Origin of the sequence: Bradyrhizobium centrosematis (genome assembly GCF_045571495.1) — a bacterium.
GTDB lineage: Bacteria > Pseudomonadota > Alphaproteobacteria > Rhizobiales > Xanthobacteraceae > Bradyrhizobium > Bradyrhizobium centrosematis.
Genome location: NZ_CP120703.1, coordinates 1,573,674 through 1,599,913, shown reverse-complemented (window position 1 = coordinate 1,599,913; position 26,240 = coordinate 1,573,674). Strand labels below are relative to the sequence as shown.

The following is a 26,240-nucleotide window of genomic DNA, read 5'->3' as shown; positions in this document are numbered from 1 at the left end:
TCGAAGGATGGGCCGCGGGCGCTTGTGGCCCATCCTTCGAGGCTCACCTTGCGATGCGAATGCATCGCAAGGTGAGCACCTCAGGATGACGTCAGCAGGTGTGGTCTGCAGTAGCCCAGAAAGCACTCACATCCCGCTCAAGCCGCTATCGACCGCGAGCGCCTGCGCGGTGACGTAGACGCTTTCGTCCGACAGGAAGAACAGCACGGCATAGGCTATCTCCCACGCCGTGGCCTGGCGGCCGAACGGGACGTGGCCCTTGCCGCGGTTGGGCCGGCCGGCGCCGGCTTCGCGGCCATTTGGCGTGTCGACAAGGCCGGGGTAGACGAGATTGGCGCGGACGCCGCGGCGCGCGCCGAGATGGGCGATGTTGCGCATCAGGCCGCCGAGCGCGGCTTTCGAGGAATCGTACACCGCCATTTGCGACCCCGCCTTCAGCGCCGCGATCGAGGAGATGAAGACGATGGCGCCGCCATTGTCGAACTTCGGCAGAGCGGCCCGGCAGCACAGCATGGGACCGCGGACATTGACGTCGTAGATCTTGTTCCACTCCTCGGTGCTGACGTTATCAAGTCCGGTCTTGCCGAACGTGCCGATGTTCAGCACCATGCCGTCGAGGCCACCCATGGCACGGTGCGCTTCGTCGATCATGCGCATCACGTCGGCCTCGGACGTGACGTCGGCGGCAATCGCGAAGGCCGCGCCGCCTTCGTCGGCGATACGCTTCACCGTCTGTTCGGCGGAACTGCGGTTGAGATCGGCGACCGCCACCCTCGCGCCCTCGCGGGCGCACAAGATGCTCATGGCGCGGCCGTTGCCGATTGGATCGGTCCCTGCGTCGAACACGCGCTGGCCTCCGCCGACGATGAGGATACGGCGCCCCTGCAGCCGCCCCCTGCCCGGCGCTTCGCCCAACGATTCCGCGCTCGGCGGACGGACATAACGTTCCGGCTTGCTTTCGGTCTCCGACATCTCCGGCCGTCTCACTTCCTGCCGCCGTCATAGACCGTCATGCCGGCGGCGGGATCGAGGTCGGTCTCGGTGGCTTCAGTCAGGCGCGCCATCATCATGTAGAAGCCGAGCGCGACGATGGCCTCAACGATCTCCTGACCGCTGAAATGGCGACGCATGGCAGCGAACGTCGCATCGCTCACGCGGACGTTCTCGACCACCTCGCGGCCGAACTTCAGCAGCGCGCGCTCGGCTTCGTTCAGCGCTTCCGCCTCGTAGTCGGAGCGCTCGACGGCATCGATCTGAGCCTGCGTGCAGCCGACGCCGAGCGCGATCGGGACGTGCTGGCGCCATTCATAGGCACCGCCCTCCAGTTGCGCAGCCTGGAGGATCAGAAGCTCGCGGTTGACCGCGCTGAGCTTCTGCTTGTGCAGGATCGAATTGCCGAGCCGCATCGCCGGGATCATGTTGGCCTCGGCATGGGCCATCATGCGGAAGATGTTGAGCTTGACCGGCATGCGGTCGAACGAGGCGCGGATGTCGCCGCTCGTCGTCTCCGGATCAATCAGGGGCAGCCTTGCCACGGTTCTCTCCCTTGGGCTTGCGTTTCTTGTTGTCGGTATCGTTGCCTGCCGCGATCAGCGATAGGAAGAATGCGAGATAGCGCTCGATCGCCTCGATCACCTTCGGCCGCGGCGAAGGCGTCGCCCCCATCACGTAATGCTCGAGCCGGATATAGATGAGCCCTGCCGCGAACAGCCGCGCGGTCTCGCGCGGATCGGGCGTCGACACCAGGCCAGCGAGCGCAAAGCCGCGGAAATAGTCCGTCATCAGGCTCTGCTCACGCGCGTAGAATTGGTCGGCGAATTTGGCGCGGATGCCGGGCACGCGGTTGCGTTCAGCCGTGATGACCTTCTGGAACTGATGCTCGCGCGGATCGGACCATTGCTCGACGAGATCGAGCGCGAACTGGCGGCAGAACGCGGCGGGCTGGCGGGCGAGTTGCTTGTAGCGCGGCTCCTCCAGCCGGCTCGCCGAGCTCGCAGGGCCGTGCTCGGCAACGATCGCCTCCAGGATCGCAGCCTTGCCGGGAAAGTGGTTGTAAAGGCTGCTCTCGCGGATGCCGACGCGCCGCGCGAGCTCGCGCATCGAGGCGCCGCCATAGCCGCTCTGTGCAAACAGGTTGAGCGCCTCGGTGAGGATGCGCTCGCGCGTCGTGGGCGCAGCCGCTTCTGCCGCGCTTGTGGTGTGGACAGCCATGACCGCTTGACTAACGAACGATCGTTCGCTAGTCAACCGTACGAACGATCGTTCGTCTGCCATTCTGGCGGCGATGGTCGCGGCCCGCAAGCCTGCTTCGGGCGCTGTTCTCGCGTTTCAACTCCGCTCCATCGAGAGGCGGAGAGCAATTTGGGAGACGACCCATGGCGCGCTTCGCCCGCCCCCGCCTTGCTGCGGCCTGCGTCCTGTTGCCGTTGCTCGCGGCCGGCGCCGCCTCTGCCCAAACGGCAAAATACGATCGCGGTGCCGACGACAAGACCATCAAGATCGGCACCACCGCGCCGCTGAGCGGCCCGGTGTCGGCGTTCGCGCAGATCGCGAAATCGGCGGAGGCCTATTTCCGCAAGGTGAACGACGAGGGCGGCGTCAACGGGCGCCGCATCCAGATGGTCATCGCGGATGATGCCTATAGCCCACCGAAGACGGTGGAGCAGACCCGCCGCCTGGTCGAGAGTGAGGAGGTGCTGCTGATCTTCGGCGGCGTCGGTACGCCGACCAACAGCGCCGTGCACAAATATCTCAACGACCGCAAGGTGCCGCAGCTCTTCCTCGGTTCGGGCGCGGCGAAGTGGGACGATCCGAAGAACTTTCCATGGACCGTCGGCTGGCAGCCGACCTATCGCGACGAGGCGATCGCCTATGCCAGATTCATCAAGGCGAGCCACCCCAATGCGAAGATCGGCGTGCTCTACCAGAACGACGATCTCGGCAAGGATTATCTGAAGGCGCTGGAGGAAGGGCTCGGCAGCGGCGAGGCGATCGTCGCCCGCGCGGCCTACGAGACCTCGGCGCCGACCGTCGACACGCAGATCCTGCAATTGAAGACCGCCGGCGCCGAAATCGTGCTGGCGGCGGCGACGCCGAAATTCGCGGCGCAGGCGATCCGCAAGATCGGCGAGATCGGCTGGAAGCCTGTCACCATCATCTCCAACGTCTCGGCTTCGATCAGCGGCGTGCTGGAGCCGGCCGGCAAGGACAATTCCATCGGGGTGATCTCCAGCCAGTATCTGAAGGACGCCACCGATCCAGAGTTGAAGGATGACGCCGGCTACAAGGAATGGCTCGCCTTCATGGACAAATACCTGCCGGACGCCAACAAGAGCGACTGGCTCAACGTCTACGGCTATACCATCGCGCAGACGCTGGTGACGGTGCTGAAGGCCTCCGGTCACGATCTCACCCGCGCCAACGTGATGAAGCAGGCGACGACCATGAAGGACGTACGCCTGCCGATGCTGATCAACGGCACGGCGGTGAACAATTCACCCGAGCGCTACACGCCGATGACGAGCCTTCAGCTGATCCGTTTCGATGGCACGCGCTGGGTGCCGTTCGGCGATCTCCTGAAGAACTAGAGCATGCGACAGGTCAGAATTGGCAGCATGCGGGTCGATCTCGTCAGCGAGATCCCCGCGCTTGCCTTCGACAAGACCTGGCTGTTCGCTAACGTCACCGACGAAGTGATCGCGCAGAACCGCAGCTGGCTCGATCATCGCTATATCGAGCCGGAGACCGGCCGCTTCATTCTCAGCCACCACTCCTATCTCGTCCGCACGCCGCGCTGGACCGCGATCGTCGACACCTGCTGCGGCAATCACAAGAGGCGGCCGCGCGTGCCGGCGTGGAACGAGCTCGACCAGCCTTATCTGGAGAACCTGCAGGCGCTGGGCGTTGCGCCCGAGCAGGTCGACTTCGTGATGTGCACCCATCTGCATGTCGATCATGTCGGCTGGAACACGCGTCTTCTCGATGGAAGCTGGGTACCGACCTTCCCCAACGCGCGCTATCTGATGGGGCGCGAGGAGTACCGGCATTTCGAGGCGGCGCACAATTCAGGGCCGAAGAGTCCGGTGAATCACGGCTCGTTCGAGGATTCGGTACTGCCGGTCGTCGCCGCCGGCCTCGCCGAATTCGTCGAGACCGATCACCGCCTGTTCAGCGATCGCGACGCGGCGTTGCGCTTCGCGCCGGCACCGGGCCACACCGCCGGCAACATGCAGATCCATCTCAACGGTGGTCACGATCACGCGGTGATGTCGGGCGACGTCATCCATCATCCGATCCAGTGTGCCGCGCCGTGGCTTTCGAATGCCGCCGACGTCGATCCGGCCGCGGCGGTCGCGACCCGCATGGCGCTGCTGGAGGAGCTAGCGGATACCCCGAGCTATCTGCTCACCGGCCATTTTCCGGCGCCGACCGCGGGCCGTGTGGTTCGGCACGGCGAGGCCTATCGATTTCGTTTCGAGGATTAGGGAATGCCATCATGATGCTGCGCACCGTCACGCTTTCGCTTCTCGCATTGATGTCGGCGACGCTGCCGTCGCACGCCGAGGATCCCGCCGCCTATCCCACGCGCAAGATCAGAATGCTGCTGCCCTACGCTGCCGGCGGCGGCGGCGATGTGGTTGGCCGGCTGCTCGCAGACAAGATGGGCAAGACGCTCGGGCAGAGCATCTATATCGAGAACCACACCGGCGCGGCCGGCACGCTCGGCACGCAGATGGTCGCGACGTCGCCGAATGACGGCTACACCATCACCGTCGGCGGCATGACCACGCATGTGCTGGCGCCTGCGATCTATCCAAAGCTTCCCTACGATTCGATCAAGGATTTCACGACGATCGGCCGCGTCGGCGTCTCCTCGATCATCCTGGTGGCGACCAAGGACTTCCCCGCCAATGATATCAAGGAGCTGATCGCGCTCGCGAAGAAGGGCCAGCCGATCCAGTATGGCAGCTGGGGCATCGGCTCGACCGGGCAGTTCTGCGCGGAGATCCTGATGCAGCAGACCGGCATCAAGATGGAGCACGTGCCGTTCAACGGCATCGCCAAGCTGGCTGGCGATCTGCTCGGCGGCCACATCTCGCTGGCCACGCTCGATGTCGCCACCGCAACGCCGCTGGTGAAGGATGGCTCGATCAAGGCGCTGGCGGCCTGCGGCGAGCGTTCGCCAAGCCTGCCTGATGTCGCCAGCTACAGGGAGCAGGGCGTTCCGTTCGACCGCAGCTTGTCCTGGGCCATGTATGCGCCGGCGGGCCTCGCTCCACCGATTGCGCAAAAGCTGTCGGTGGCCCTGAAGGACGCGCTCGGCGATGCAGAGGTGAAGCAGAAGCTGCTCGGCCTCGGCATCACCCCGCAATTTGTCCCCGGCGAGGAGCAGCGCGACATCAATGCCCGCGACATCGCGGCCTGGAAACAGGTTGCGAAGGACGCCGGGATCGAGGTGAAGTGAGCGCGAACGCGGCGGGCAGCTCGCGCGTGGCCATCCTTCGAGACGCCCGCCTGTGGCGGGCCCTCAGGATGAGGTCCGGACGGTCATGAATAGTTTGAGAGGAGGAGCGCGGGCATGAGCCGCATCTTCGGCGCGGTGCGCCAGAACGGATATGTGGTGCGGGACATCCAGGCCGCCATGAAGCACTGGATCGAGGTGATGGGCGTCGGTCCCTGGTACTACATGGACCGCGTCAAGACCGACTGGTTCCGCCATCGCGGCCGGGAGTCGGCCGTCGAGATGAGCATCGCGCTGGCCAATTCGGGAGATCTCCAGATCGAGCTGATCCAGCAGCGCAACGACGCACCTTCGCTCTACAAGGAATTCCTGGACTCCGGCCACGAAGGCCTCCAGCACATGTCCTATTGGAGCCATGACTACCAGGCGCTCTACGACAAGGCGATCGGGCTCGGCTACAGGATCGGCCATGAGGGCCAGATCGGCGGCGACAGGGGACGCTTTGCCTATTTCGACACGCAGGCGCATCCGGGCACGGTGATCGAGATCTCCGACGTCAGCGGCACCAAAGGGCCGTTCTTCGAGAAGGTCCGCCAGGCGGCGATGAACTGGGACGGCAGGCGACCGATCCGCGAGGTCGGCGGCCGATCTTAAGGGGTCGATCACCGGCTTGACCTCGCCCAGAGCGAGCGAGACGGTATGGAACGGCTTCAGGCAAATCGTTTCTGGCGCGACAGCGGCCAAACCATGCTAATTTGAGCCTCGTGTCCGAACCTTCAGCGAGGTAGCATGCCCGATACTGACAAGGTTTTCGCCGGCTCGATTCCGAAGATCTACGACGAATATCTCGTCCCGATGATCTTCTCCGTCTATGCGGAGGACATCGCAAAGCGCATCGCCGCGCGCTCTCCCTCCGTGCTGCTCGAGATCGCCGCCGGCACCGGCGCCGTGACGCGTGCCGTGGCGGCGGCGCTGCCGCGCGGCATTCGTTACGTTGCGACCGATCTCAACGAGCCCATGCTCGCCGTCGCCGCGCAGCGTCAGGCGGATGACGATCGCATCGTTTGGCGGCAGGCGGACGGGATGGCCCTGCCCTTCGGCAATGCCGAGTTCGACGTGGTCTGCTGCCAGTTCGGCGCGATGTTTTTTCCGGACCGTGTCAAGGCTTACGGAGAGGTCAAGCGCGTCCTGAAGCCGGACGGCACGTTCGTGTTCAACGTCTGGGATCGCATCGAGGACAATGTGCTCACGCACGAAGCGACACTCGCACTCGGCAAGCTGTTTCCCGACGACCCGCCACGTTTCATGATCCGCACGCCGCACGGTTATTACGACAAGGCCGTCATCAGAACCGATCTCGAACGTGCCGGCTTCCGCGATATCTCGATCGAGACGCGCGCTGAAATCAGCCGAGCGCCGTCGCCCGAATACGTCGCGCTCGCCCTCTGCCAGGGCACACCGCTGCGCAGCGAGATCGAGGCAAGGGATGCCAGCAAGCTTCAGGCTGCGACCGACGTCGTCGCCGAGGCGATCCGGACACGGCATGGAGCCGGACCCGTGGAAGGCAAGATTCAGGCTGTGGTGATCGAAGCGCGCCCGTAGCTGCTAGAGCGGACTCGCCGGCGGCTCGTTCACCTCTCCCGCTTGCGGGAGAGGTCGCGCCGAAGGCGCGGGTGAGGGCTTTCTCCTCTAGGGGATTGTCCCATTGCGGAGAAACCCTCTCCCCGACCCTCTCCCGCAAGCGGGCGAGGGAGCGCACCTGTGTCGTCGCAACGATCAAGCCTCATCCGGTCAGACTTCACGCCGCGCCACGCCCTGCGTCCTACCACCAGCTTCGCTGCATCGGCTGCGTCGACTGATAATATTGGTACTGGCCACGCTGCCGGCGCGGATTGACCGGCTGGACGTAGGGATCGCGCTGATAGAAGAAGCCGAAGCCGTTGCCGCCATTGTCCCAGCCGTCATCGCTCGCGATCATGGCAGGCGCGGTCGGCTTGCGCGTGATGAAGCCGCCTTGCGGCTCGTTGCTCAGCACCACGACGAACTCGGTCCGGTAGTTGGTCTCGCTGCTCAGCGGCTCGTCCGAGATGATGATCGACGAGCGCGGCAATGCGGTCGGCCCGATGCGATCCCACACGTCCTGCGGGATGGTGATGCGATCGAGCGCGTTGCGGGCCTCGTCGCCGTTTTCGATCGTGACCACGCTCCAGCGCAGGCCTGTGTCGGTCTTGGCCATCGCCGTGAAGATATGCGTGCCGAGCGGCTGGTCGGGATTGCGGATCGTGACGGGGACCTCGATGCTGGTGTCGAACACCTCCCCGCCGCCGTCGGGCGCAGGCTTGTGCGTGTTCCGCCGCACATAGAGCTTCTGCGTCGCGCGGCTGATGTAAACCGAGACCGGCTCGCCCGCGAGCTTTGCATCGGTCGCCGCCTTGACGGTCTCAGTCTTTCTGGCCGCAGCGGCCTTCGCAGCTTCCTTGGTTGCGGCCACGGCATCGCGCTTCGGCTGCGCGGCGGCCTTGGCGGTGTCGAGCTCCGTCGCCGCATCGGCGGCTTTGGCTGCTGCCTTCTGCTTCAACTCCTCGGCCTTGGCGCGGGCCTGATCGGTCTTGGCGTTCGCGAGCGTCTTGTCGGCGAAGGCGAGCTCGGCATCTGCGCGCGCCTTCTGCTGCTCCAGCTTGCGCAGCGCGGCAGGGAGCGCGGCAGCCTCCTTCGCGGCAGCGGAAGCAGCCTTCTTGGCCTCGTCCGCAACCCTGGTCGCCTCGTCGGCTTCGGCGGACAGTTTGCTGGCCCGGCTCGGCACCGCCGCGATGGCCTCCGGCTTCGGCACGAACAGCGAGGGGTGAGAGAAGTCGGTCGGGGCCGCGTCGGACGGCGAGATGATCACCCGCATTCCGATATTGGTCTTGTCGAACAGATCCTCGGCAAAGCCGAAGGGCATGCGCACGCAGCCGTGCGAGGCGGCATAGCCGGGCAGCGGCCCGCCATGCAGCGCGATGCCGTTCCAGGTGATGCGCTGCATGTTCGGCATCCAGGCATCGTCGTACATGGTCGAGCGATGGTCCTTGTCCTTCTCGACGATGGCGAAGACGCCGGCCGGCGTCTCGCGTCCCGTGGTGCCGGTCGATACCGGTGCGCGCAGGATCCAGCCGTCGGCATCGTAGAAAGTGACCTGCTGGCTCTTGATCGAGACGATCGCCATGATCGGCTCACCGGCCTGCCGCTGCGCCACCGCTTCGGTCACCTGGCGCGCCTGCTTGGCCGCGCTCGCCGGGACGACCGCCGCGAGGACGGCCATTGCCGCCAATGTCACAATTCCGGAAGGCCCCCGACGCCGCATCGCCTTGGTGGGTTGCGCCATCGTCAGTCGGTTTTTCATGCCATCCTCGGTCGAAATGCCGGCCCGCTCGTGCCGATCATGTATCAGATTGCTGCCATTCAATTAAGAAATCGCAGCCGCCTTACGTTCCGTCTGTGGCGATATTCGGCACGCCGGGCGTCAAATCCCTCATATACGAGGGTCCGACCGAGCGGAAGGTCGGTTGCAGCCGGGGCTGGTCCGAGGCTGGCGGCATTCACTGCGGCAGAATGTCCGCCTCTACCGGCGAGGATACGCCCGTCAGACGCCCAGCGCCTTGCGGTTGAAGCTTCGCAGGAAGCGTAGCGATAGCGTCCGGACATTTGCGACGTTGAGGAGCCAGGCCGTGGCGGCATAAGCCAGGCCGCCGGCGAAACTGACGATGGTGAGTGCGATGAAGCCGGTGCCGCCGACCTGCGAACGCGCAACGAGGATGGCGGCGGCCATCGCCGCGGCTGAAACTGCGACCCCGGCAAGCCGGTTGACGTCGAACGGGACCGGGTGGGCGCGATGCATCAGGACGACGGCGACAAGGAGGCCGATCGCCTCGGTCGCGAGCGTCGCCAGTGCCGCGCCATAGATGCCGTAGCCAGCGACCAGCACCACCATCAGGACCACGCTGACCACCAGCGTGAGAAAGGATTGCGCCGCAAGCATGAAAGGACGCTCGGCGAGCTGAAAGCTGATCTGCACGTAGAACTGGTTGGCAATCCCGAAGAAGCGCGCGAGCACCAGGGTCGGCAGCAATGCCGACACGCCGGCGCGGAAGTCGACGCCGACCAGCGTGCCGGCGACCTGATCCGCGGCGAGCGCGAGCCAGACCGCAACGGGCGTGACGACGACGAGCAGGAGCTCGAGGCTCTCGGTCAGCCGCTCCCGCGTCGTCTCATTGTTATTCTCCGACAATGACCGGAACACCAGCGGCACGGTGGCCGCGGCAACGCTGGACGCGATCATGACCATGAACTGGCGCGGCAGATCGGCGGCGACGCCGAAAATCCCGGCGGCATCCTTGCCGAGCAGATAGGCGACGATGAGCCGGTCACAGGCCGAATAGACCGCAACGGAGAGGCCCGCCAGCGTCAGCGGCAGGCCGTAGCGCGCCAGCTGCATGAACTGGCTGCGCTGAAAGCGTGCGATCCTGGTGCGGTCGCCGACGAGATTGAGAATGATACCGGTGAGCGAGCCCAGCCCGAACGCGGCGAGCAGTCCCAATCCACCCCAGCCGAGCCAGATGGTGAGCAGACCGAAGCCGACGCTCGACACGCTGCGCACGATCGAGATTGCGGCAAATCTGTACGGGCGCAGTTTCGCGCGCTCGAACTCCTGACCGACATCGACGGCGTTGGCCATGATGGCGACGAACATGCTGGCGAGCAGCAGCTCGACACTCACGTCGCTGCGGACGAGGAAGACCAGCGGGGTCGTAGCGCAGAGCACGGCAGAGGTGAGCGCAAAAGCCACCATCGCCGTGCCGCGAAAATCCACCTCTGCCGACATCGCCTGATAGCGGGACACCGACAGCTTGATCCAGGCGAAGAAGATCGCGCCCAGGATGCCGGCGAGGCTGATGCCGACGACATAGACGCCGTATTCCGCCGGCGTCAGCAGCCGCGTATAGGCTGTGACAGCGAAGAAGCCCACCGCCGCAGGCAGGATGTAGGCAACCAGATAGATCGAGAAATGGCGGTTCAGCATGCGAGTTCGGGACCGGCAGCGGTCTTGCGAGTATGACGGCCGTTGATCAATGGGGACCTTGGCTAGGCGAAGGAACTGGGCCGCAGCATCGCGCAAGAGTGTCACATAAGTCTGCAGATCGGCCGGGGAATGCGGCCTTGCAGCCGCTTTCGTGCGTTAGCGTTAAATTTGCCCTTCCGCGACCGGCAATGGGCGACCATGGAAGGAAACCATGACTTGCGGGCGGCAGAAGTTAACCCAACACGGTGAAAGCCCGGCGTCGCCGGGTGCCGCTTGGTACGATAATGCGTTGGTGCGAAAAAGGACTGCCGTGACCAGGCTCGACAGACGCGAATTTCTTCTTGGCGGCGCCGCCGCACTTGCGGTGGGCGCATCGGCATCCGCAGCGCCGGCATCGAAGTTCGCCCAGCGCCGTCCGGGTTTCGGTGCGGCGGCCACGCTCTGGGACCTGCAAGCCGATCCCCGGCTCGGTGAAGCCATCAGCACTTATTGCACGCAGGTGGTGCCGGTGCTCGAGCTGAAATGGCCGATGCTGCGACCGAACGCGCACACATTCAACTTCGAGCGCGCCGACGCGATTCTGGATTTTGCGCGGGACAATGACCTGACCATGCGCGGCCACGCGCTCGCCTGGTATCACGACATTCCCGACTGGACCAAGCAGATCAAGGACACCAAGGGCGTTGAGCGCGCCTATGTCGATCACATCGGCACCGTCGTCTCCTACTACAAGGACAAGCTGACCTCGTGGGACGTCGTCAACGAGCCGATCCCGGACAATCCCCGCAGCTCAAAGGACCGGCGCGACACCTTCTGGACGCAGCATCTTGGTCAGGGCTGGATTCCGCTGGCCTTCCGCACGGCGGCCGCGGCCGATCCCTTCGTCAAGCTCGCGATCAATGAATATGACATCGAGTCGGCCAAGGACTCGTTCATTGCCAAGCGCGCGGCCTATCGCAACCTGATCATGGAACTGCTCGACCAGGGCGTTCCGCTGCACGCTGTCGGCCTGCAATCGCATCTGCATGCCGAGCTCGAGATCGACACGCATGGCCTCGCCGAGTTCGCCACCGAGCTGCGCTCGTGGGGCCTGGAGGTGCTCGTCACCGAGCTCGACGTCGATGACCAAAAGCTGGCTGGAAGTCCGGCGCAGCGTGACGCCATCGTCGCCAAACGCGTCGACGATCTGCTGACGGCGGTCTCGGCCGGCGGCCCGGTGCGCTCGATCCTGACCTGGGGCCTCTCGGATCGCTACAGCTGGATCAACGGCACCTTCGCCCGCGCAGACAAGCAGCCGAACCGTCCCCTGCCGCTCGACGGCGACTTCAAGCCGAAGCCGTTCATGGACGTGATCAGCAAATTTACGAAAGACGCCTGACGGCGCCGAATCTCAGTGCGCCTTCGGCACGACGAATTCGGCCGCGTGATCGACGTGGTCGGGGACAAGGCCCGGCGCCCGGCGATCGCGCGAGGAGAGGCGGAACACGTCGCGGATATCGTCGACCGAGGTCGAAGAATAGGACTGGATGCAGAGCGCGACCTGCGCGGGCGATGCGGCGCGCATCATCGCTTCGATGGCCGGGCGATCCAACGGTGTGTCATCCCAATGCGAGACCGCAATGCTGTCTTCCGTGATCCGGTGGGTGGCCAGATGCGCGGGCGAGTTCGCGACGAAATGGCCGTACATCAAATATTCCGAGAACTTCTTCCTCCGGCAGAGCGCCAGGACCCAGTTCAGTCCGGTGACCGATTTGATGGCGGCGGTCATGGCGCGCGCGGTGTCCCTGTCCCACACCAGCGCATTGCCGACATAATCGTCGGCGGGGAAGGAGCGCTCCGTGATCCCGAGAAGCTGATCGACGGTGCGCAGCCACAGCCCATGCAACGGGTGGTCGGCGCCGATGTCCCGCGGCGTGACGAACAGCGGCGTCTTCTCGGCGCCGGCATATTGGCCGACGTCGAACTCGCGGAAGAACAGATTGTCCGAATCCAGAATGCAGACGCGCTGCTCGGGCGCGTTGAGGACGCCGGCGATCTTGAGGATCTGCTGGATGTGCCAGCCGTGCACTGGTGACGACAGCAGCGACAGCCAGACGCGCCGCTTGCTGATGAACTGCAGCGCCGGCGGCAGCGCGAACAGCCATTTCGGCAAATAGCGCGAGGCCGGAACGATCACCCGCTTGTCGGACGCGAAACGCTCGAACAGCGGCACATCCTCATCGTTAACGAGAACATAATGCCGCGTGTATCCGGTGAGCCAAGTGTCGATGCTTTCGCTGAGCAGCGAAAAGCGTTCGATATCTTTGGCATAGCTGGCAGTCAGCAGTGCAACGGAATGCATGGAGCGCGCTCGAATGGCCATCGAGCCGCACTCATAGCCGCGCCGGGAGACCGGGGAAACTGCCAAACGGAATCAAGGTAAAATGAAACGAAGGGTTAGTCATCCGGCGGCGAGCCCGTACCGCCCGAATCAAGCCTGCGCAGCCGTTCAGTCCGACGTTGGCGCAGCGCTGCCGTTCGATCTCCTGGCCGAGCTGCTCACATCCCGGATGACTACGGGTTCACTCGCCAAAGCTGTGAATGAGCCAGTTGCAGCTTGATTATTTGGTGCCACCGCGCAAGATGGTTCCCGCGTTTTGATTTGGGCGATTATTTTCAACGTGGGAGTGTTATGGGCGTTATCATATTTACCAAGGGTACCTCATTAAGCGGCAAGGACTACAAGATCCTCTAGAAGCCGGGTGCCGAGAAGACGAAGCTCAGTCCGCGCTGAAGGACGTCGATACCAGTCTTTCGGTGCTGGGCGGATCGAATAAAGCCAAGAAGAAGAAGTCGGATTCGTCGGCCGGGACGCCGTGCGAATCATCGCGCTTCCCTTTTCGGAGATGGGCCGCTTGCGTGCCGAGTTGGGGTCTCGCACAAGCTTGCGCCTGTAAACCGGCCTGCAAATCGACAAGAATTCGCCCCGGTGGACCGCTAGAAGCGGTCGGGTAGTTGATTCTTGCTCAGTTGTTTCTTCCGTCGGGACCGGGGATTTGCCCTCGATCTGACGCAAAAGGCCCAATTGATGGCGGACGACAGAATTGAACTCTTCGTCGGACTGATCGAGTCCATTGACGCGCCGGGCGCGGTCGAGACGTGCCGGCGGCTGCTCTCGGTCGACGAACGGGGCCGGGCCGATCGCTTCATGTTCGAGCGGCATCGACGGCAGTATATTTTCGCGCACGCCATGCTGCGCATGGCATTGTCGCAGGTCGCCTCCAATGTCGCACCGTCGGACTGGTCCTTTGGCGCCGGCCGGTACGGGCGTCCGTTTGTCGCAGCGCCCGCGACCTCGACGGCGCTGCACTTCAGCCTGTCTCATGCCGACGGCTGCGTCGCCTGCGTCGTGTCACGGCACGAGACCGTCGGCATCGACGTCGAAACCGTATCGCGGCGGGTGGCGCCGCTGTCCACCGCGCTTCGCTTCTTTGCACCGGAGGAGGTCGAGACGCTGCGGGGACTGCCGGAGCCCGCCGCGATCGAGCGCTTCTTCGACTATTGGACGCTCAAGGAGGCCTATTTGAAGGCCAGGGGCTTTGGCCTCAATTTGCCGCTCGACGCTTTCGCGATGCAGGTGTCGCGCGAGGCCATCGAGATCAGCTTCAAGCCCGATATCGCCGACGATCCCGACGGCTGGCGCTTCTCGCTGTGCTCGCCATCGCCCTCGCATCGTCTCGCGATCGCCGACGGCTCCCGCGCGAACGGAGGCCTTCCCATCAGCCGCAACGCCTGGCCGCTCCAGCAAGCGGCCGAATGACGCCCCGCGGCTGCGCCATCGTTCTCCAACGATGCTGAGATGCAGACCGTCCCGCGACGCTCAGAGCGCGCGCCTCGTCCTTCGAGACGACCGCTCCGCGGTCTCCTCAGGATGAGGCTAAGCAGCCATGGTGCCCGTTGAAACTGGTGTCGCGCACGCAGTCCTCATGAGGGCCCGCCAACGGCGGGCGTCTCAAAGGATGGCCGCAGGCGAAATCGTCCCATATGCTAATTCCCGTGCCGCAGGCGGGGAGAGGTCAAAAACATCACCTCGCCTCTTCGAATCCCGCCAGCACCGAGGTCAGGTTCGCGCCCAGAATGTCGGAGAGGTAACCGCCCTCCTGCACGAACACGGTCGGCAGACCCATCCTGGCAATGGCCTGGCCGATGCGGCGGAAGCCAGGCGTGGTGACGGCCAATCCCTTCAGCGGATCGTCCTCGGAGGCGTCTAAGCCGAGCGCGATGACGAGCGCGCCGGGAGCGAAAGATTCGATGGCCTTGCGCGCAAGGTCCAACGCCTGGATGTAGCCGTCATCGTCCGTGCCGATGGCGAGCGGAATGTTGAGATTGGTGCCGAGGCCCGGCCCTTCGCCGCGCTCATGGGCATAACCCCACACGAACGGATAATAAGCGGTCGGATCGGCATGGATCGAGATCGTGTACACGTCGGGCCGGGCGTAGAAGATGCCTTGCGTGCCATTGCCGTGATGGACGTCGACGTCGAGGATCACGACGCGCTCGTGCTTCTGCCGCAGATGCGCCGCGGCAATCGCACTGTTGTTGAGGAAGCAGAAGCCGCCGGCCATGTCGCGATAGGCGTGGTGACCGGGCGGACGGCAGAGCGCATAGGTTGCGTCCTCGCCGTCCATCACCATCTGCGCGGCGGTGACGGCGACGTCCGTCGCAGCGCAGGCCGCAGCCCAAGTGCCGGGACCGATCGGCGCCGCGGTGTCGGCGGTGTGCCAGCCGAGCTTGCCGACGATGTGGGTTGGATAGGTCGCGGCGTACCGCACCGGATGGATGTTGCCGATCATCTCCGGCCCGGAATCGCCGAGCGCGGTCCAGGCCTCCCAGGCTTCGCTCAGGAACGACAGATATTCCGGACTGTGAATGCGCGCGCGAGGCCCCTGGCCGAACTTGGTCGGCTCGACCAGCTGGTGCTTGCCGTCCCTCAGCCCCTTGAGCAGGCGGTCGGCGCGCTCCGGCTGCTCGGTGGTGCGCTTGACGACACCACGAACCAGGAAGAATTGCGGGTCGTGGCTGCGGTGCAGCTCGGTATGGACGGCTTTCACTCAAACTCTCCGTGCTCGCTCATGACGATGCCACAGATGTCTTGATCCCTGCGGCGGCAGGATGCAAGCAAGAAGAATGCGCACTTGTCGCGCGAGGCTGGATCGTTGCAACGAGCTCGGGTGCACTCCCTCTCCCGCTGCGGGAGAGGGTTGGGGAGAGGGTGTCTCTACAATGGGACAATCCCTAAAAAGAGAAAGCCCTCACCCGGCGCTTCGCGCCGACCTCTCCCGCAGGCGGGAGAGGTGAACCATCCGCGGCAACCGGTTCAACCCCAGGCGATCACGCTCTAGCAGCGCCCGCGCTGGAGACAGTGCTCGCGACCCGGCTGATCAGTGCGGAAGGCTTCGATGAAGCCGCCCTGACGCTGGGTGACGAAGACAGTCTTGCCGTCGCTGCCGCCGAAGGCGAGGTTGGTCGGCTCCTTGGCCTTCAACGCGATCTCGCGTTCGACCGCGCCATTGGGCTTCATCAGCGCAACCGTGCCCTTGAGAATACGCGCGACATAGAGACGGCCGGCAACGTCGGTGCGCAGCCCATCGATCGTGTCGGGCTGAAATGCCTTGACGAGCTTTGCGCTCGTCAGCCCGTTGCCGTTGATCGCATAGGACCAGATCTGACCGTTGCTGGATTCCCCGACATAGAGCGTCTTGCCGTCAGGGCTGAGGTCGATGCCGTTAGTGGTCCCCATAGCGCGCGGTGACGCCATCACCTGTCCCTGCACCGATCCGTCAGCGGCCTTCGCGATGCGCCAGATGTGACCTTCCCTGCCCTTCCAGTTCGGATCGCTCGCATAGATCGTGCCGTCGCGGGCAATCGTGATGTCGTTGGGCTGGTTCATCTCGTCGGAGTGAAACCAGACCATCGGCTCGGTCGCACCCTTGGGGATCGCGAAGATGTTGTGCTTCTTGTAGTCGGCGACGAACATGGTACCGCCGCGATCGAAGCGGATGGCATTGCCGACGCTGCCCTCGGGCAGTGCCGTGAACGGCTCCGACGCCGCGCCGCCCGCAGGCAGCCTGCCGATGGTGCCGGGCTTGCCGAGATTGACCACGAACAAATTGCCGTCGAGGTCCGCCGCAGGGCCCTCGATGCCGAAGGTATATTCCCCGGCGGGCGTCACCTGCGCGCTTTCGAACAGCTTCGTCTCCGCTTGGGCGGGCGCCGCCGCAACAACGAGGAGGACGCTACTGCACAGGCACCAGAAATTCCTGCCGGATGTAATAGCCATCGCCGTCGGTGCACTCGCCATTCAGATAGGGATCGGCCGGCCGGAAGAAGCGGCTGAAGCCGGGTTTGTCTACAGCGCTCCTTTGTGTCACGACAACGACCTTACCAGCCGGTATTTCGCCGCATTCCCCGTTGGTTTTGCCAAAGAACTTGCGCTGCGGCGGGCCTGGCTTGATCCGCATCCGCGTGCCCGGAACCATTTTCGCAACAAGCAGGTCCATCGTGTCGAGCAGGCGCGCGTAGCCGGGTTCAGTCTTCGGCAGGTTTTCGCCGCCCGGCGGCATCAGCTTCTCCGCGCCGATCCCACGCAGCCGCGTGCGCAGCTTGCCGGACGTAGGATCGCCCGGATAGATCCAGCCGTCCTGCGCCAGCATGAAACGGAGCACCGCCCTATCCTTCTCCGCGTCCGATTGACCTGCCTTCAGACCGAAATCCGAATGACAACCGACGCAGTGCTGCTCGACCAGGCCTTTGCGCAGCGTGGTTAGCCGAGCGCTGTTCTGCGCATCTGCGGCAACGAAGGCCGTGAGCTGATCGATCATCGCCTGGCTGCGCGTATCGCACGGCAGCGGCAGCGGCGAATCGCCTGCGGCACGGTCGATGCGGATCACGGTCTGGTTCTTGTCCTCGACCAGCCAGATCGCGCCATCCTCCGCCACCGTCATGCCGACCGGCGCGCCTTGCGGCCGCGCGCCATTGACGCGGTGCCAGCCCGCGATCAGCTCATCGAACGGCGCGGCAGCGACCTCGCCGGCCTCGGTCTGAAAGCTGCGCGTCGGCTCGGCCGCACAGCTGACGTGGTAGCGCACGGGCGGCGCACTCGGCTTGGGGAAACCGTGGTCATCGACGTCGTAGACGAGCAGGCGGCTGCCGGTCGGGCGATAGCCGTGCAGGCCGACCAGTAGCTTGCCCTCCAGCTCCGGAAACTTTTCGCCATGGTAATAGAGCATCGCCAGCGGCGCCCCGTGCGGCGGCATGAGCGTGAGCGGCGGCTTGTAGAGCGCGCCTGCCGTGCACAGCGATTTGTAGACTCCGCCTTGCAGCACGTTTCTGAATTCCGGACTGGGCGTCGACACATCGTAGCAATAGGGCCAGCCATAATGCCTGCCCTGCTCGATCGCGTTGATCTCCTCGTTCGGCTTGAAGACATCGGGCAAGTCGCGGCTGTTCTCGCCCTGCAGGAAAGCATAGCCGGCGTCGGGAAACCTGGGATGCAGCACCAGCGCCATCGAGTTGCGCAAGCCGCGCGCATAGACAATGTGCGGCGGATCGGCATCGCCCGGCTTCAGTGCCGGGAAGACACCGCTCGCGGGCGGCGCGAACAGCCAGATCGAAGCCATGGCGGAGGCGCCCTCCGCTGCCGCGCAGGGCTTTGTGATCGGCGCCGGCGTGATGCAGTCGTCGCTGTGCGAGCCGACATTGACGAACAGCCGCCCGCTCCTGTCGAACACGAACTGCTTGAGCGGATGCGCGCTCTCCTCGAGCCTGGTGCCGTCGGGCAGCGCGATCCGGCGCCCCGGCATATGGCGGATGACGGTTTCGACCGTACCGCGCGGATTGTCGGCGAGGGGATCGAACCGGAAGATCGTCTCGGCGGTCGAGGCGTAGAGCTTTTTGTCCGGACCGATCGCGAGGCCGAACGGATATTCGATGCCCGTCAGAAGCTCTTTGAGCCGCTGCCCTTGCGGCGCGCGCGGATCAAGCAGCAGCAGCCGTCCGTCGGTGTGGCCCCAGCCGCCCATGTCGGCCACCACGAACAGCTCGCGGCCCGGCAATTGGACGATCGACCGCGGAAATTTCAGGCGATCTTCTTCGCTGGCAACGAGCCCGGCGCAAAATCCAGCCTTCATGTCGATCTGAATCCTGGCAAACGCGAGATCGCCATTGCCGCAGGTTTCCGTGCCAATCGCATAGCCGCTCCGGCGGAGCGGCTCGGACGATGCCAACGAAGTGAGCGCCAAGACCCATGCCAGGATCGCCGCACATACGCGCAGCCTTCGGCGTTCGCGCTCCAATGTGAAACAGCTCACGGCGGACTCCCCCCAAACGTCCCGCGAGAATGTGTTCCATGCCGCTCGGACGCAGTCCAGTTGAACATCACCCGCCTGTGATTAAACCTGTAACGACCTTGGTGCCGACCAACCTCCGTAGATTCCCTTACCGGGCTCGACCCGAATGTTTCGCGAATGCTTCGGGTGGTATCGATTTGCCATCCCGGTTGCTCCCGCCAGGAGGCGCATATGGTCCAGGTCTATTTTCACTGCTCCAACACCGAGGGCACGCTGATCGACCACTACGGCGCCGCCGTCTCCAATCTCACCGAGGCGCGCGACCGTGCCGCCCAGATCATGCGGTCGATGATCCTGACGCCCAGCAACGAAGACTGGCGCGACTGGGTGATCCATGTCAGCGATGATGACGGCGAGGAGATTTTTGACCTCCCCTTCACCGCCATGCTCGGCAAGCCGCATTGAGGTGATGCCATGTTGATCGGTTCCCTCAGCCTGCTCCGCCATCCGCTGAGCTTCGTTGCCGCCAAATGGCAGACCCTGATCAGGGTCGCCGGCGATCCCTACCGCCCCGAGCTTCACTATATGCGCGGGCCTGGTCCGAAATGGCGCGCCAAGTACCAGGCGAGCCGGCTCAACCGCCCGCTCTGAGCGCGGGTCCGCCGCTTTCCCACCGATCTCGATCTATTCTTCGTCATAGCCGGGCTCGTCCCGCCTGCGCGGCCGAAGCCACTTCGGCGAGGCGAAGGCCCGGCCATCCACGTTCTTGCAGCCGGGTCCAAAGACGTGGATGCCCGGGTCAAGCCCGGGCATGACGAGCGGAAAAAGCGAGCCCCTTCTCACCTCCCGGTAAACCTCGCCTTGCGCTTCCCGACGAAGGCATTGCGGCCTTCGATCGCGTCGGCGCTCTTGCGGATGCTAGCCTGGAGCTCGATCTCGCGGCGGAACTGCGCCTCATAGGTGGCGTGCTCGCTCTCCTCGACAAGGGCGCGCGTTGCCACCAAAGCGCGCGTCGGGCCCTCGGCAAGCCGGCGCGCCAGCGTGAGCGCCTCGTCCATCAGCTTCGCATCGTCGACGACCTGCCGCACCAGGCCGATCTCCTGGGCACGCTCGGCCGTCAGCGGCTCGTTCAGCAGCATCAGCTCGAGCGCGCGCTGCCGGCCGATCAGCCGCGGCAACAGCCAGGTCGAGCCGAGATCCGGCACCAGCGCGATGCGGCTGAAGACCTGGATGAAGCTCGCCGATCGCGCCGCGACGATGATGTCGCCGGCCATGGCCAGGCTGAAGCCGCCGCCGGCCGCCACCCCGTTCACGGCGACCACCACAGGCACACGGCACTCGCGCAAGGCCTTGAAGGCCGGCCAGTAGAAGCGCATGACGCCGGCGGCGATATCCTCGCCCAGCGCTTCCGACGCCTTCAAATTCTGTCCTGAGCAAAAACCGCGCCCCGCGCCGGTGAGGATCAGGGCTCGAATACCCTCGTCCTGCGACATCTCGCCGATAGCGGCGGCGAGCGCGCCGAGCAGGTCCGGCGTCATCGCATTCAGGCTTGCCGGCTCGTCGAGCGTCAGGATCCCGACCGCGCCATCCCGCGCCTGTTTCACACCAGCCATGTCGCCGCTCCCTTTGGATGTTCTCGTTGGCCGCAATGTGCCATGGTCGACGCGCTCCGCCAATCGCGGAGCTTCGACGTTGGTGCAACGACGCCAAGACAACAGACCGCAAACATCAAGACGACATCATGCCTCACCAATTCAGCCTCAACCAAACCGTCCGCAAACCCGCCGTCACATCCAAGGGCGGCATCGTCGCCTCGCAATCGCGACGGGCGGCCGAGGTCGGGGCGCAGGTATTGGCCGCAGGTGGCGATTGCCTGGACGCGATCGTCGCGACCACTTTCGCCCTGAACGTCCTCGAGCCCTGGAATAGCGGCATCGGCGGCGGCGGCGCGATGGTGCTTTACCGCGCCAAGGAAAATCGCACCGAGGTGATCGACTACGGCATGTGTGCGCCGCAAAGCCTGCGCGCGGCCGACTATCCGCTCAGCGGCGAAGGCGCCGCCTCCGACCTGTTTCCCTGGCCAAGGGTGAAAGACGATCGCAACATTCACGGCCCCGGCTCCATCGCCGTGCCCGGTGTCGTCGCCGGAATGGAAGAGGCGCATCGCCGCTACGCCAAGATGCCTTGGAAGGATCTGGTCGCGCCGGCGGGCAGGCTCGCCGGCGAAGGACTGCTGGTCGATTGGTGGACCACGGCGACGATTGCGGGCTCGGCCGCTGATCTCAGGCGCTATCCGGCGAGCGCGGTCGCCTACCTCAAGGACGGCCTGCCGCCGACCGCGCCGTGGGGCATCAAGGCCGAGACGCGGCTGCCGCAGGACGCCCTGAAGGCGACGCTGTCACATCTCGCCGAGGCCGGCCCGCGCGATTTCTACCAGGGCGATCTCGCCAGGAGCATTGCGTCCGACATCAAGGCCGATGGCGGATCGCTGTCGGTGGAGGATCTCGCCGCCTTCCGCGCCCATTCGCGCGTGCCGCTGGCGATCCCCTATCGCGAGGGCAAGGTCTATGCGACGCCGGAGCTCACCGCGGGGCCGACGATGGCGCATGCGCTGCGCCTCTTGCAGCAGGGCTTGGCGCCCGCAGGCGCGCCGGATGCGGGCGCTTATGTCGAATACGCACTCGCATTGCAGGCCGCCTTCCGCGAGCGGCTCAAGGACATGGGCGATGCCGACGGCAAGCGCTCGCTCGGCGCAGAATATCTCGCGCCCGCCTGCACCACGCATTTCTCGGTGGTCGACCGTCACGGCAACATCGCGGCGGTGACGCAGACGCTGCTCTCGTCGTTCGGCTCGAGATATGTGACACCGCACACCGGCATCACCATGAACAACGGCATCATGTGGTTCGATCCGACGCCGGGCACCACCAACTCGCTTGCCCCCGGCAAGCGCTGTCTTTGCAATTACACGCCCGTCATCGCCGAGACCAAGGACGGCAAGCGCCTCGCGGTCGGCGCATCCGGCGGACGCCGCATCCTGCCCTCGGTGCTGCAGCTCGTATCCTTTGCAATGGACTTCGGCATGGACCTCGACGCTGCCATCCATCAGCCGCGCATCGACGCCAGCGAGGGCGCGGTGGTGATCGGCGACGCCCGCCTGCCCGCGGACGTGCGTAAAGCCCTGGCCGCGCGCTTCGATTATGAAGAGAGTCGCGTGCAGGCCCTGCCGCAGAAATTCGCCTGCCCGAGCGTGGTGATGCGCGAGGGCGACACCAATTCTGGCGCCGTCGAGATCTTCCAGCCCTGGGCCGACGCGGTGGCGGAAGCCTGAGCACACAGATCGAGTGCCAGCGCGCGTTGAGCCCTCGCGCGATTACGCATCCAGGCGAGCGTCACGACTCCTCCACATTCACAGGGAACTTACCCGCCCGGCGTTCGTTCACTGAACGGACAAATGCGCTCGCCCCAGTGGAGGACATCATGAAGAATTTTGCGCTCGCCGCGTCGCTGATCATTGCGGCCGGCCTCACATTTACCAGCCCTGCTCTGGCCAAGGGCGGCCATGGGGGCGGCCACGGTCATGGCTACGGTCATTCGATGGGCCATCATCACTATGGCACGCCGCCGGGATGGTCGCACGGACGAAAGGTCGGCTGGCGGGGTCACGGGTGCCCACCCGGCCTGTGGAAGCAAGGCCGCTGCTAAAAGCCATCGGCAACCCATGCAAGGCGCCGCTCCTGACCGGACGGCGCCTTCTTCAAATGCCGAGCCGGTCCCGTATACGCCCCGCGATCACCGCGGTCGTCACGCCCACCGGCCAGAACGCGTGCATCGGGATCGGCTTGATGCCCGTGATAGGCATGTCGATGTCAGCCTTGGCGCCGCCGATCAGACGGCGCGCGAGCTGAGCACCCATTGCGGTCGCGAGCGCAACGCCGCGGCCGTTGCAGCCGAGCGAGATCAGGATTCCCTCGGCGGGCTCATGCACATGCGGGTAATGATCCCCGGTGATGGCGAGCCGGCTGTTCCAGCCGTGAGTCCAGGAAGCGCCTTTCAGCTGCGGCCACAGCCGCTCGGCATAGCGGATGAGATAGGCGACGTCGTACGGCGACTTGATCCAGCGCATCGGCCCGCGGCCGCCCATCAACAAGCGATTCTGCTGATCGACACGATAATAGACGGTGATGTGGCCACTCTCGTAGAGCACGGGGCGCGTCGGCATGATCGATCGCGCGACCGCATCAGACAGGGGCGCGGTGGCGGCGATCGAGGAAAACACCGGCACGATGGTGCGGCGGAGCGCCGGCCAGAGATCACCGGTAAAGCCGTTGGTGGCGAGCAGAACCTTGTCGGCATGAACCACGGCCCGCGGCGTCTCGATGCGCCAGCGACTGCCATCGCGGCGCAGTGACAATGCCGGCGTCTCGCCATGCACCTTGGCGCCCGCCGAGATCGCGGCGCGCGCGAGGCCGCGGGCGTAACTGAGCGGATGCAGATCGCCGCCGCGCGCATCGAGCATGGCGCCGACATAGCGATCGGTGCCGGTCATCTCGCGGAGCTGCTCGCGGTTGAGATACCTCACCGGCATGCCGCGGCGGATGCATTGCTGCGCCGTCTTCTCGATCGCGGCAGCGCTGGCCTCGTGATAGGCCGCCCGCAGCGTGCCGTTCTGCCGGGCCTCGCACGGGATCTGATAGCGGCGGATCAGATCATGCGTGAAGTTGGTCGTGCCGTAGGAGAACTCGATCATGCGGCGGCCGAGCTCGGCGCCGAAATCAGCCTCGATCTGATCAGGATCGTGCTTCAGGCCGGGATTGGTGTGGCCGCCATTGTTGCCCGAGGCGCCCCAGCCCGGCTCCTGCGCCTCCAGCACCAGGGCTTCGACGCCCTGCTCCGCCAGATGCAACGCGGTGGAGAGGCCGGTGTAGCCGCCGCCGACGATGGCGACCGAAACGGCCTTGTCGACGTCGAGCGGCGGCGTGGCGGCCGGCGCGACGGCGGTGTCGGCATAGAGCGAGGGTGGCAGCGGCAGGCGCGCGGGCATGGCGAGGACCGGTCAGAGCGGGTGCAGCACGCGGCGCAGAAAATCCTGCGTGCGCGGATGCTGAGGTTGGTTGAGCAGCGCCTTGGCCGGCCCCTGCTCGACGATGACGCCGCCGTCGATGAACAGCACGCGATCGGCAACGTCGCGGGCAAAGCCCATCTCGTGGGTGACGACGACCATGGTCATGCCGTCGTCAGCGAGCTTGCGCATCACGCCGAGCACGTCGCCGACCAGTTCGGGGTCGAGCGCCGAGGTCGGCTCGTCGAACAGGATCGCCTTGGGCTGCATCGCGAGCGCACGCGCAATCGCGACGCGCTGTTGCTGGCCGCCGGAGAGCTGCGGCGGATGGGCGTCGGCCTTCTCCGCGAGCCCGACCTGGGCGAGCAGCGCGCGGCCACGCTCGAGCGCGGCGGCCCGCGATTCCTTCTTCACATAGAGCGGCCCTTCCACCACGTTCTCCAGCGCGGTGCGGTGCGGGAACAAGTTGAAGCGCTGGAACACCATCGAGACCTGGGTGCGGATATTCACGATCGACGGCGCATCGCGATCGACCTTCAGGCCTTCAACGCTGATCTCGCCACGGTCGTAGCTTTCGAGCCCGTTGATGCAGCGCAGAATGGTCGACTTGCCGGAGCCGGAGGGGCCGATGATGCAGACCACCTCGCCTTTCTGCACCGACGCATCGATGCCCTTGAGCACCTCGACCTTGCCGAAGCTCTTGTGGACGTCCTTGAGCTCGATCATCGCTTGCCGGCCCGCTTCTCGAAGTGGCGCACCAGCAGGATCAGCGGAATGCTCATGGTGAGATACATCAGCGCAACTAGCGTGAACACGCTGGTGTTCTTGAAGGTCGAGGACGCGATCAGCTTGCCCTGCAGCGCAAGCTCGGCGACCGTGATGGTGGACGCCTGCGAAGAATCCTTCAGCATCATGATCATGACGTTGCCGTAAGGCGGCAGCACGATGCGCACCGCCTGCGGCAGCACCACGCGGCGCATGGTCAGCCACCAGCCCATGCCGATCGACTGCGCCGCCTCGATCTGCCCCTTGTCGATGGCCTCGATGCCGGCGCGGAAGTTTTCCGCCTGGTAGGCCGAATAGGCGATGCCCAGCCCGAGGATGGCCGCCTGCAAGGCCGTCAGCGTGACGCCGAGATCCGGCATCACGAAATAGAGATAGAACAACAGCACGATGATCGGGATGCCGCGGATCACGTTGATCAGGCTGGCACTGAGCATCGACAGCGCCGTGATGCCGGAGACCCGCATCATGGCCCAGATCAGGCCCAGCACCGTCGACAGCAGCAGCGAGCCGATGGTGACGACGATCGTCAGGGCGACGCCGTTCATCAGGATCGGGAAGAACTCGACGGCGTCGCGCCAGAAGCCTTTCATCGGCAAGCCTTCACTAAAGAGCCTTCTTCGATCAGCCTCCCACGATCAGCCCTGCGCCTTCAGGCCCCATTTATCGAGGATCTTGTCGATGGTGCCGTTGGCCTTCAGCTTCGCCAGCGAGGCGTTGATCTTGCCGAGCAGCGCAGCTTCGCCCTTGCGGACTCCGATGCCGACCGAGCCGACGGTGACGGGCTTGTAGCCGTCGACGAGGCGCACCTCGGGGAAGCCGCCCTGCTTCAGATTGTAGGCGAGGATCGGATAATCGGCATAGCCGGCCTTGAGGCGACCGGTATTCACGTCGCGCAGGATATCCGGAATGGTGTCGTAGGCCTTGACGTCCGCGAACAGGCCGGACTTCTTCAGCGCGTCGACGAAGGCGGTGCCGACCTGGGCGCCGACCGTCTCGCCCTTCAGGTCCTCCTGCGTGGCGTAGGCCTTGGTATCGCTCTTCGGCACCACGAGACCCTCGCCATAGCTGTAGATCGGGTCGGAGAAGTCGACGACCTCCTTGCGCGGCGGCGTGATGAACATCGCGGCAGCGATGATGTCGATCTTGCTCGAAGTCAGCGACGGGATCAGTGCCGAGAACTGCATCGGCTCGATCTGGACGTTGAAGCCGGCATCCTTGCCGACCTCCGTGATGAGATCGACCATGATGCCCTGAATGGTGTTGGTCTTGGTGTCGAGGAAGGTGAAGGGAATGCCCGTCGGGGTCGAGCCGACCTTCAGCACCTGTTGCGCCGAGGCCGGCGTCACGACTGCCAGTGCGAGTGCCGCGACCGCGGCCTGAACAAAACGCTTCATCGCATCCCCCTTTCGGTCTGGCCGGTGGCGGCGGCCGCGCATGTCGCGATCAGACGTTGCGGGCCACGCCGTTTCGGCCTATTTTCACCAATATGAAAATTTGGTCACACTTTCGCAGACGATGCAAGCGGTTTTCATGCACATGAAGGAAGCG

General features: G+C 64.9%; 25 protein-coding genes. 11 read left to right on the top strand and 14 right to left on the bottom strand.

Translation table 11 applies throughout. The features are described 5' to 3' along the window. Positions 1–126 precede the first annotated feature (126 nt). Genes P6U31_RS07645 through P6U31_RS07635 form a run of 3 tightly spaced genes read right to left on the bottom strand, consistent with a single transcriptional unit; the run spans position 127 to position 2,211 of the window. On the bottom strand, positions 127–972 hold the full coding sequence (locus P6U31_RS07645) for an SDR family NAD(P)-dependent oxidoreductase (RefSeq protein WP_407187615.1): 846 nt from the start codon (positions 970–972) through the stop codon (positions 127–129). Positions 973–983: 11 nt separating this feature from the next. Then, positions 984–1,535 carry a carboxymuconolactone decarboxylase family protein gene (locus P6U31_RS07640; RefSeq protein WP_407187614.1) on the bottom strand — a complete coding sequence of 184 codons (552 nt, stop codon included), beginning with the start codon at positions 1,533–1,535 and terminating at the stop codon, positions 984–986. Continuing rightward, entirely contained in the window at positions 1,513–2,211 is a 699-nt protein-coding gene (locus P6U31_RS07635; RefSeq protein ID WP_407187613.1) for a TetR/AcrR family transcriptional regulator, read from the bottom strand. The genes P6U31_RS07640 and P6U31_RS07635 overlap by 23 nt, the downstream gene beginning before the upstream one ends. 164 nt (positions 2,212–2,375) lie before the next feature. Between P6U31_RS07635 and P6U31_RS07630 the strand changes: the two genes are divergently transcribed. The 5 genes from P6U31_RS07630 (at position 2,376) to P6U31_RS07610 (ending at position 7,063) form a co-directional block, all read left to right on the top strand. Further along, the gene (locus P6U31_RS07630) at positions 2,376–3,587 is read left to right on the top strand and encodes an ABC transporter substrate-binding protein (protein ID WP_407187612.1); all 1,212 of its coding nucleotides are present in this window, start codon (positions 2,376–2,378) and stop codon (positions 3,585–3,587) included. 3 nt (positions 3,588–3,590) lie between these two features. After that, positions 3,591–4,484: an MBL fold metallo-hydrolase gene (locus P6U31_RS07625; RefSeq protein ID WP_407187611.1), complete on the top strand. Its 894-nt coding sequence runs from the start codon at positions 3,591–3,593 to the stop codon at positions 4,482–4,484. An 11-nt stretch (positions 4,485–4,495) separates the two neighbouring features. Then, positions 4,496–5,464 carry a Bug family tripartite tricarboxylate transporter substrate binding protein gene (locus P6U31_RS07620; protein WP_407187610.1) on the top strand — a complete coding sequence of 323 codons (969 nt, stop codon included), beginning with the start codon at positions 4,496–4,498 and terminating at the stop codon, positions 5,462–5,464. Between the two features lie 114 nt (positions 5,465–5,578). Continuing rightward, positions 5,579–6,115 carry a VOC family protein gene (locus P6U31_RS07615; protein WP_407187609.1) on the top strand — a complete coding sequence of 179 codons (537 nt, stop codon included), beginning with the start codon at positions 5,579–5,581 and terminating at the stop codon, positions 6,113–6,115. A 135-nt stretch (positions 6,116–6,250) separates the two neighbouring features. Then, the gene (locus P6U31_RS07610; RefSeq protein ID WP_407187608.1) at positions 6,251–7,063 is read left to right on the top strand and encodes a class I SAM-dependent methyltransferase; all 813 of its coding nucleotides are present in this window, start codon (positions 6,251–6,253) and stop codon (positions 7,061–7,063) included. Between the two features lie 220 nt (positions 7,064–7,283). Here the strand turns inward: P6U31_RS07610 and P6U31_RS07605 are convergent, their stop codons facing one another. Beyond that, positions 7,284–8,840, bottom strand: a complete 1,557-nt coding sequence (locus tag P6U31_RS07605; protein ID WP_407187607.1) for a L,D-transpeptidase — start codon at positions 8,838–8,840, stop codon at positions 7,284–7,286. A 240-nt stretch (positions 8,841–9,080) separates the two neighbouring features. Then, complete coding sequence (locus P6U31_RS07600; protein WP_407187606.1) at positions 9,081–10,517, bottom strand: lipopolysaccharide biosynthesis protein; 1,437 nt, start codon at positions 10,515–10,517, stop codon at positions 9,081–9,083. A gap of 310 nt (positions 10,518–10,827) precedes the next feature. Between P6U31_RS07600 and P6U31_RS07595 the strand changes: the two genes are divergently transcribed. Beyond that, positions 10,828–11,895: an endo-1,4-beta-xylanase gene (locus tag P6U31_RS07595; protein WP_407187605.1), complete on the top strand. Its 1,068-nt coding sequence runs from the start codon at positions 10,828–10,830 to the stop codon at positions 11,893–11,895. A 12-nt stretch (positions 11,896–11,907) separates the two neighbouring features. On the opposite strand, the gene P6U31_RS07590 is transcribed toward P6U31_RS07595, so the two are convergent. Beyond that, a complete protein-coding gene (locus P6U31_RS07590; protein WP_407187604.1) occupies positions 11,908–12,858 on the bottom strand; it encodes a DUF6492 family protein in 951 nt (316 codons plus the stop codon). Between the two features lie 726 nt (positions 12,859–13,584). Here P6U31_RS07590 and P6U31_RS07585 point away from each other — a divergent pair. Next, a complete protein-coding gene (locus P6U31_RS07585; protein ID WP_407187603.1) occupies positions 13,585–14,316 on the top strand; it encodes a 4'-phosphopantetheinyl transferase family protein in 732 nt (243 codons plus the stop codon). A 265-nt stretch (positions 14,317–14,581) separates the two neighbouring features. On the opposite strand, the gene P6U31_RS07580 is transcribed toward P6U31_RS07585, so the two are convergent. From P6U31_RS07580 to P6U31_RS07570, 3 genes are all read right to left on the bottom strand, one after another. Then, the gene (locus P6U31_RS07580; protein WP_407187602.1) at positions 14,582–15,607 is read right to left on the bottom strand and encodes a histone deacetylase family protein; all 1,026 of its coding nucleotides are present in this window, start codon (positions 15,605–15,607) and stop codon (positions 14,582–14,584) included. A gap of 287 nt (positions 15,608–15,894) precedes the next feature. After that, positions 15,895–16,836 (bottom strand): SMP-30/gluconolactonase/LRE family protein, encoded by a 942-nt coding sequence (locus P6U31_RS07575; RefSeq protein ID WP_407187601.1) that lies wholly within the window; start codon positions 16,834–16,836, stop codon positions 15,895–15,897. After that, positions 16,793–18,685, bottom strand: a complete 1,893-nt coding sequence (locus P6U31_RS07570) for a PQQ-dependent sugar dehydrogenase (RefSeq protein WP_407187600.1) — start codon at positions 18,683–18,685, stop codon at positions 16,793–16,795. Before P6U31_RS07570 ends, P6U31_RS07575 begins: the two co-directional genes overlap by 44 nt. A gap of 390 nt (positions 18,686–19,075) precedes the next feature. On the opposite strand from P6U31_RS07570, the gene P6U31_RS07565 reads away from it, so the two are divergent. Next, the gene (locus P6U31_RS07565; protein ID WP_407187599.1) at positions 19,076–19,309 is read left to right on the top strand and encodes a DUF6894 family protein; all 234 of its coding nucleotides are present in this window, start codon (positions 19,076–19,078) and stop codon (positions 19,307–19,309) included. A gap of 9 nt (positions 19,310–19,318) precedes the next feature. Next, the gene (locus P6U31_RS07560; RefSeq protein WP_407187598.1) at positions 19,319–19,495 is read left to right on the top strand and encodes a hypothetical protein; all 177 of its coding nucleotides are present in this window, start codon (positions 19,319–19,321) and stop codon (positions 19,493–19,495) included. Between the two features lie 188 nt (positions 19,496–19,683). On the opposite strand, the gene P6U31_RS07555 is transcribed toward P6U31_RS07560, so the two are convergent. Beyond that, a complete protein-coding gene (locus P6U31_RS07555) occupies positions 19,684–20,457 on the bottom strand; it encodes an enoyl-CoA hydratase-related protein (RefSeq protein WP_407187597.1) in 774 nt (257 codons plus the stop codon). 128 nt (positions 20,458–20,585) lie between these two features. On the opposite strand from P6U31_RS07555, the gene P6U31_RS07550 reads away from it, so the two are divergent. After that, positions 20,586–22,175: a gamma-glutamyltransferase family protein gene (locus P6U31_RS07550; protein WP_407187596.1), complete on the top strand. Its 1,590-nt coding sequence runs from the start codon at positions 20,586–20,588 to the stop codon at positions 22,173–22,175. Between the two features lie 149 nt (positions 22,176–22,324). Next, positions 22,325–22,549 carry a hypothetical protein gene (locus P6U31_RS07545; RefSeq protein WP_407187595.1) on the top strand — a complete coding sequence of 75 codons (225 nt, stop codon included), beginning with the start codon at positions 22,325–22,327 and terminating at the stop codon, positions 22,547–22,549. Between the two features lie 52 nt (positions 22,550–22,601). Here P6U31_RS07545 and P6U31_RS07540 read toward each other — a convergent pair whose 3' ends face one another. From P6U31_RS07540 to P6U31_RS07525, 4 genes are read right to left on the bottom strand one after another with little or no spacing between them, the layout of a single operon-like run. After that, the gene (locus tag P6U31_RS07540) at positions 22,602–23,888 is read right to left on the bottom strand and encodes an NAD(P)/FAD-dependent oxidoreductase (protein ID WP_407187594.1); all 1,287 of its coding nucleotides are present in this window, start codon (positions 23,886–23,888) and stop codon (positions 22,602–22,604) included. A 12-nt stretch (positions 23,889–23,900) separates the two neighbouring features. Next, a complete protein-coding gene (locus tag P6U31_RS07535; RefSeq protein WP_407187593.1) occupies positions 23,901–24,632 on the bottom strand; it encodes an amino acid ABC transporter ATP-binding protein in 732 nt (243 codons plus the stop codon). Further along, positions 24,629–25,282, bottom strand: coding sequence for an amino acid ABC transporter permease (locus tag P6U31_RS07530; RefSeq protein WP_407187592.1), 654 nt, complete (start codon positions 25,280–25,282; stop codon positions 24,629–24,631). Before P6U31_RS07530 ends, P6U31_RS07535 begins: the two co-directional genes overlap by 4 nt. A gap of 45 nt (positions 25,283–25,327) precedes the next feature. Continuing rightward, positions 25,328–26,086, bottom strand: a complete 759-nt coding sequence (locus P6U31_RS07525; protein WP_407187591.1) for an ABC transporter substrate-binding protein — start codon at positions 26,084–26,086, stop codon at positions 25,328–25,330. Positions 26,087–26,240: the final 154 nt, after the last annotated feature.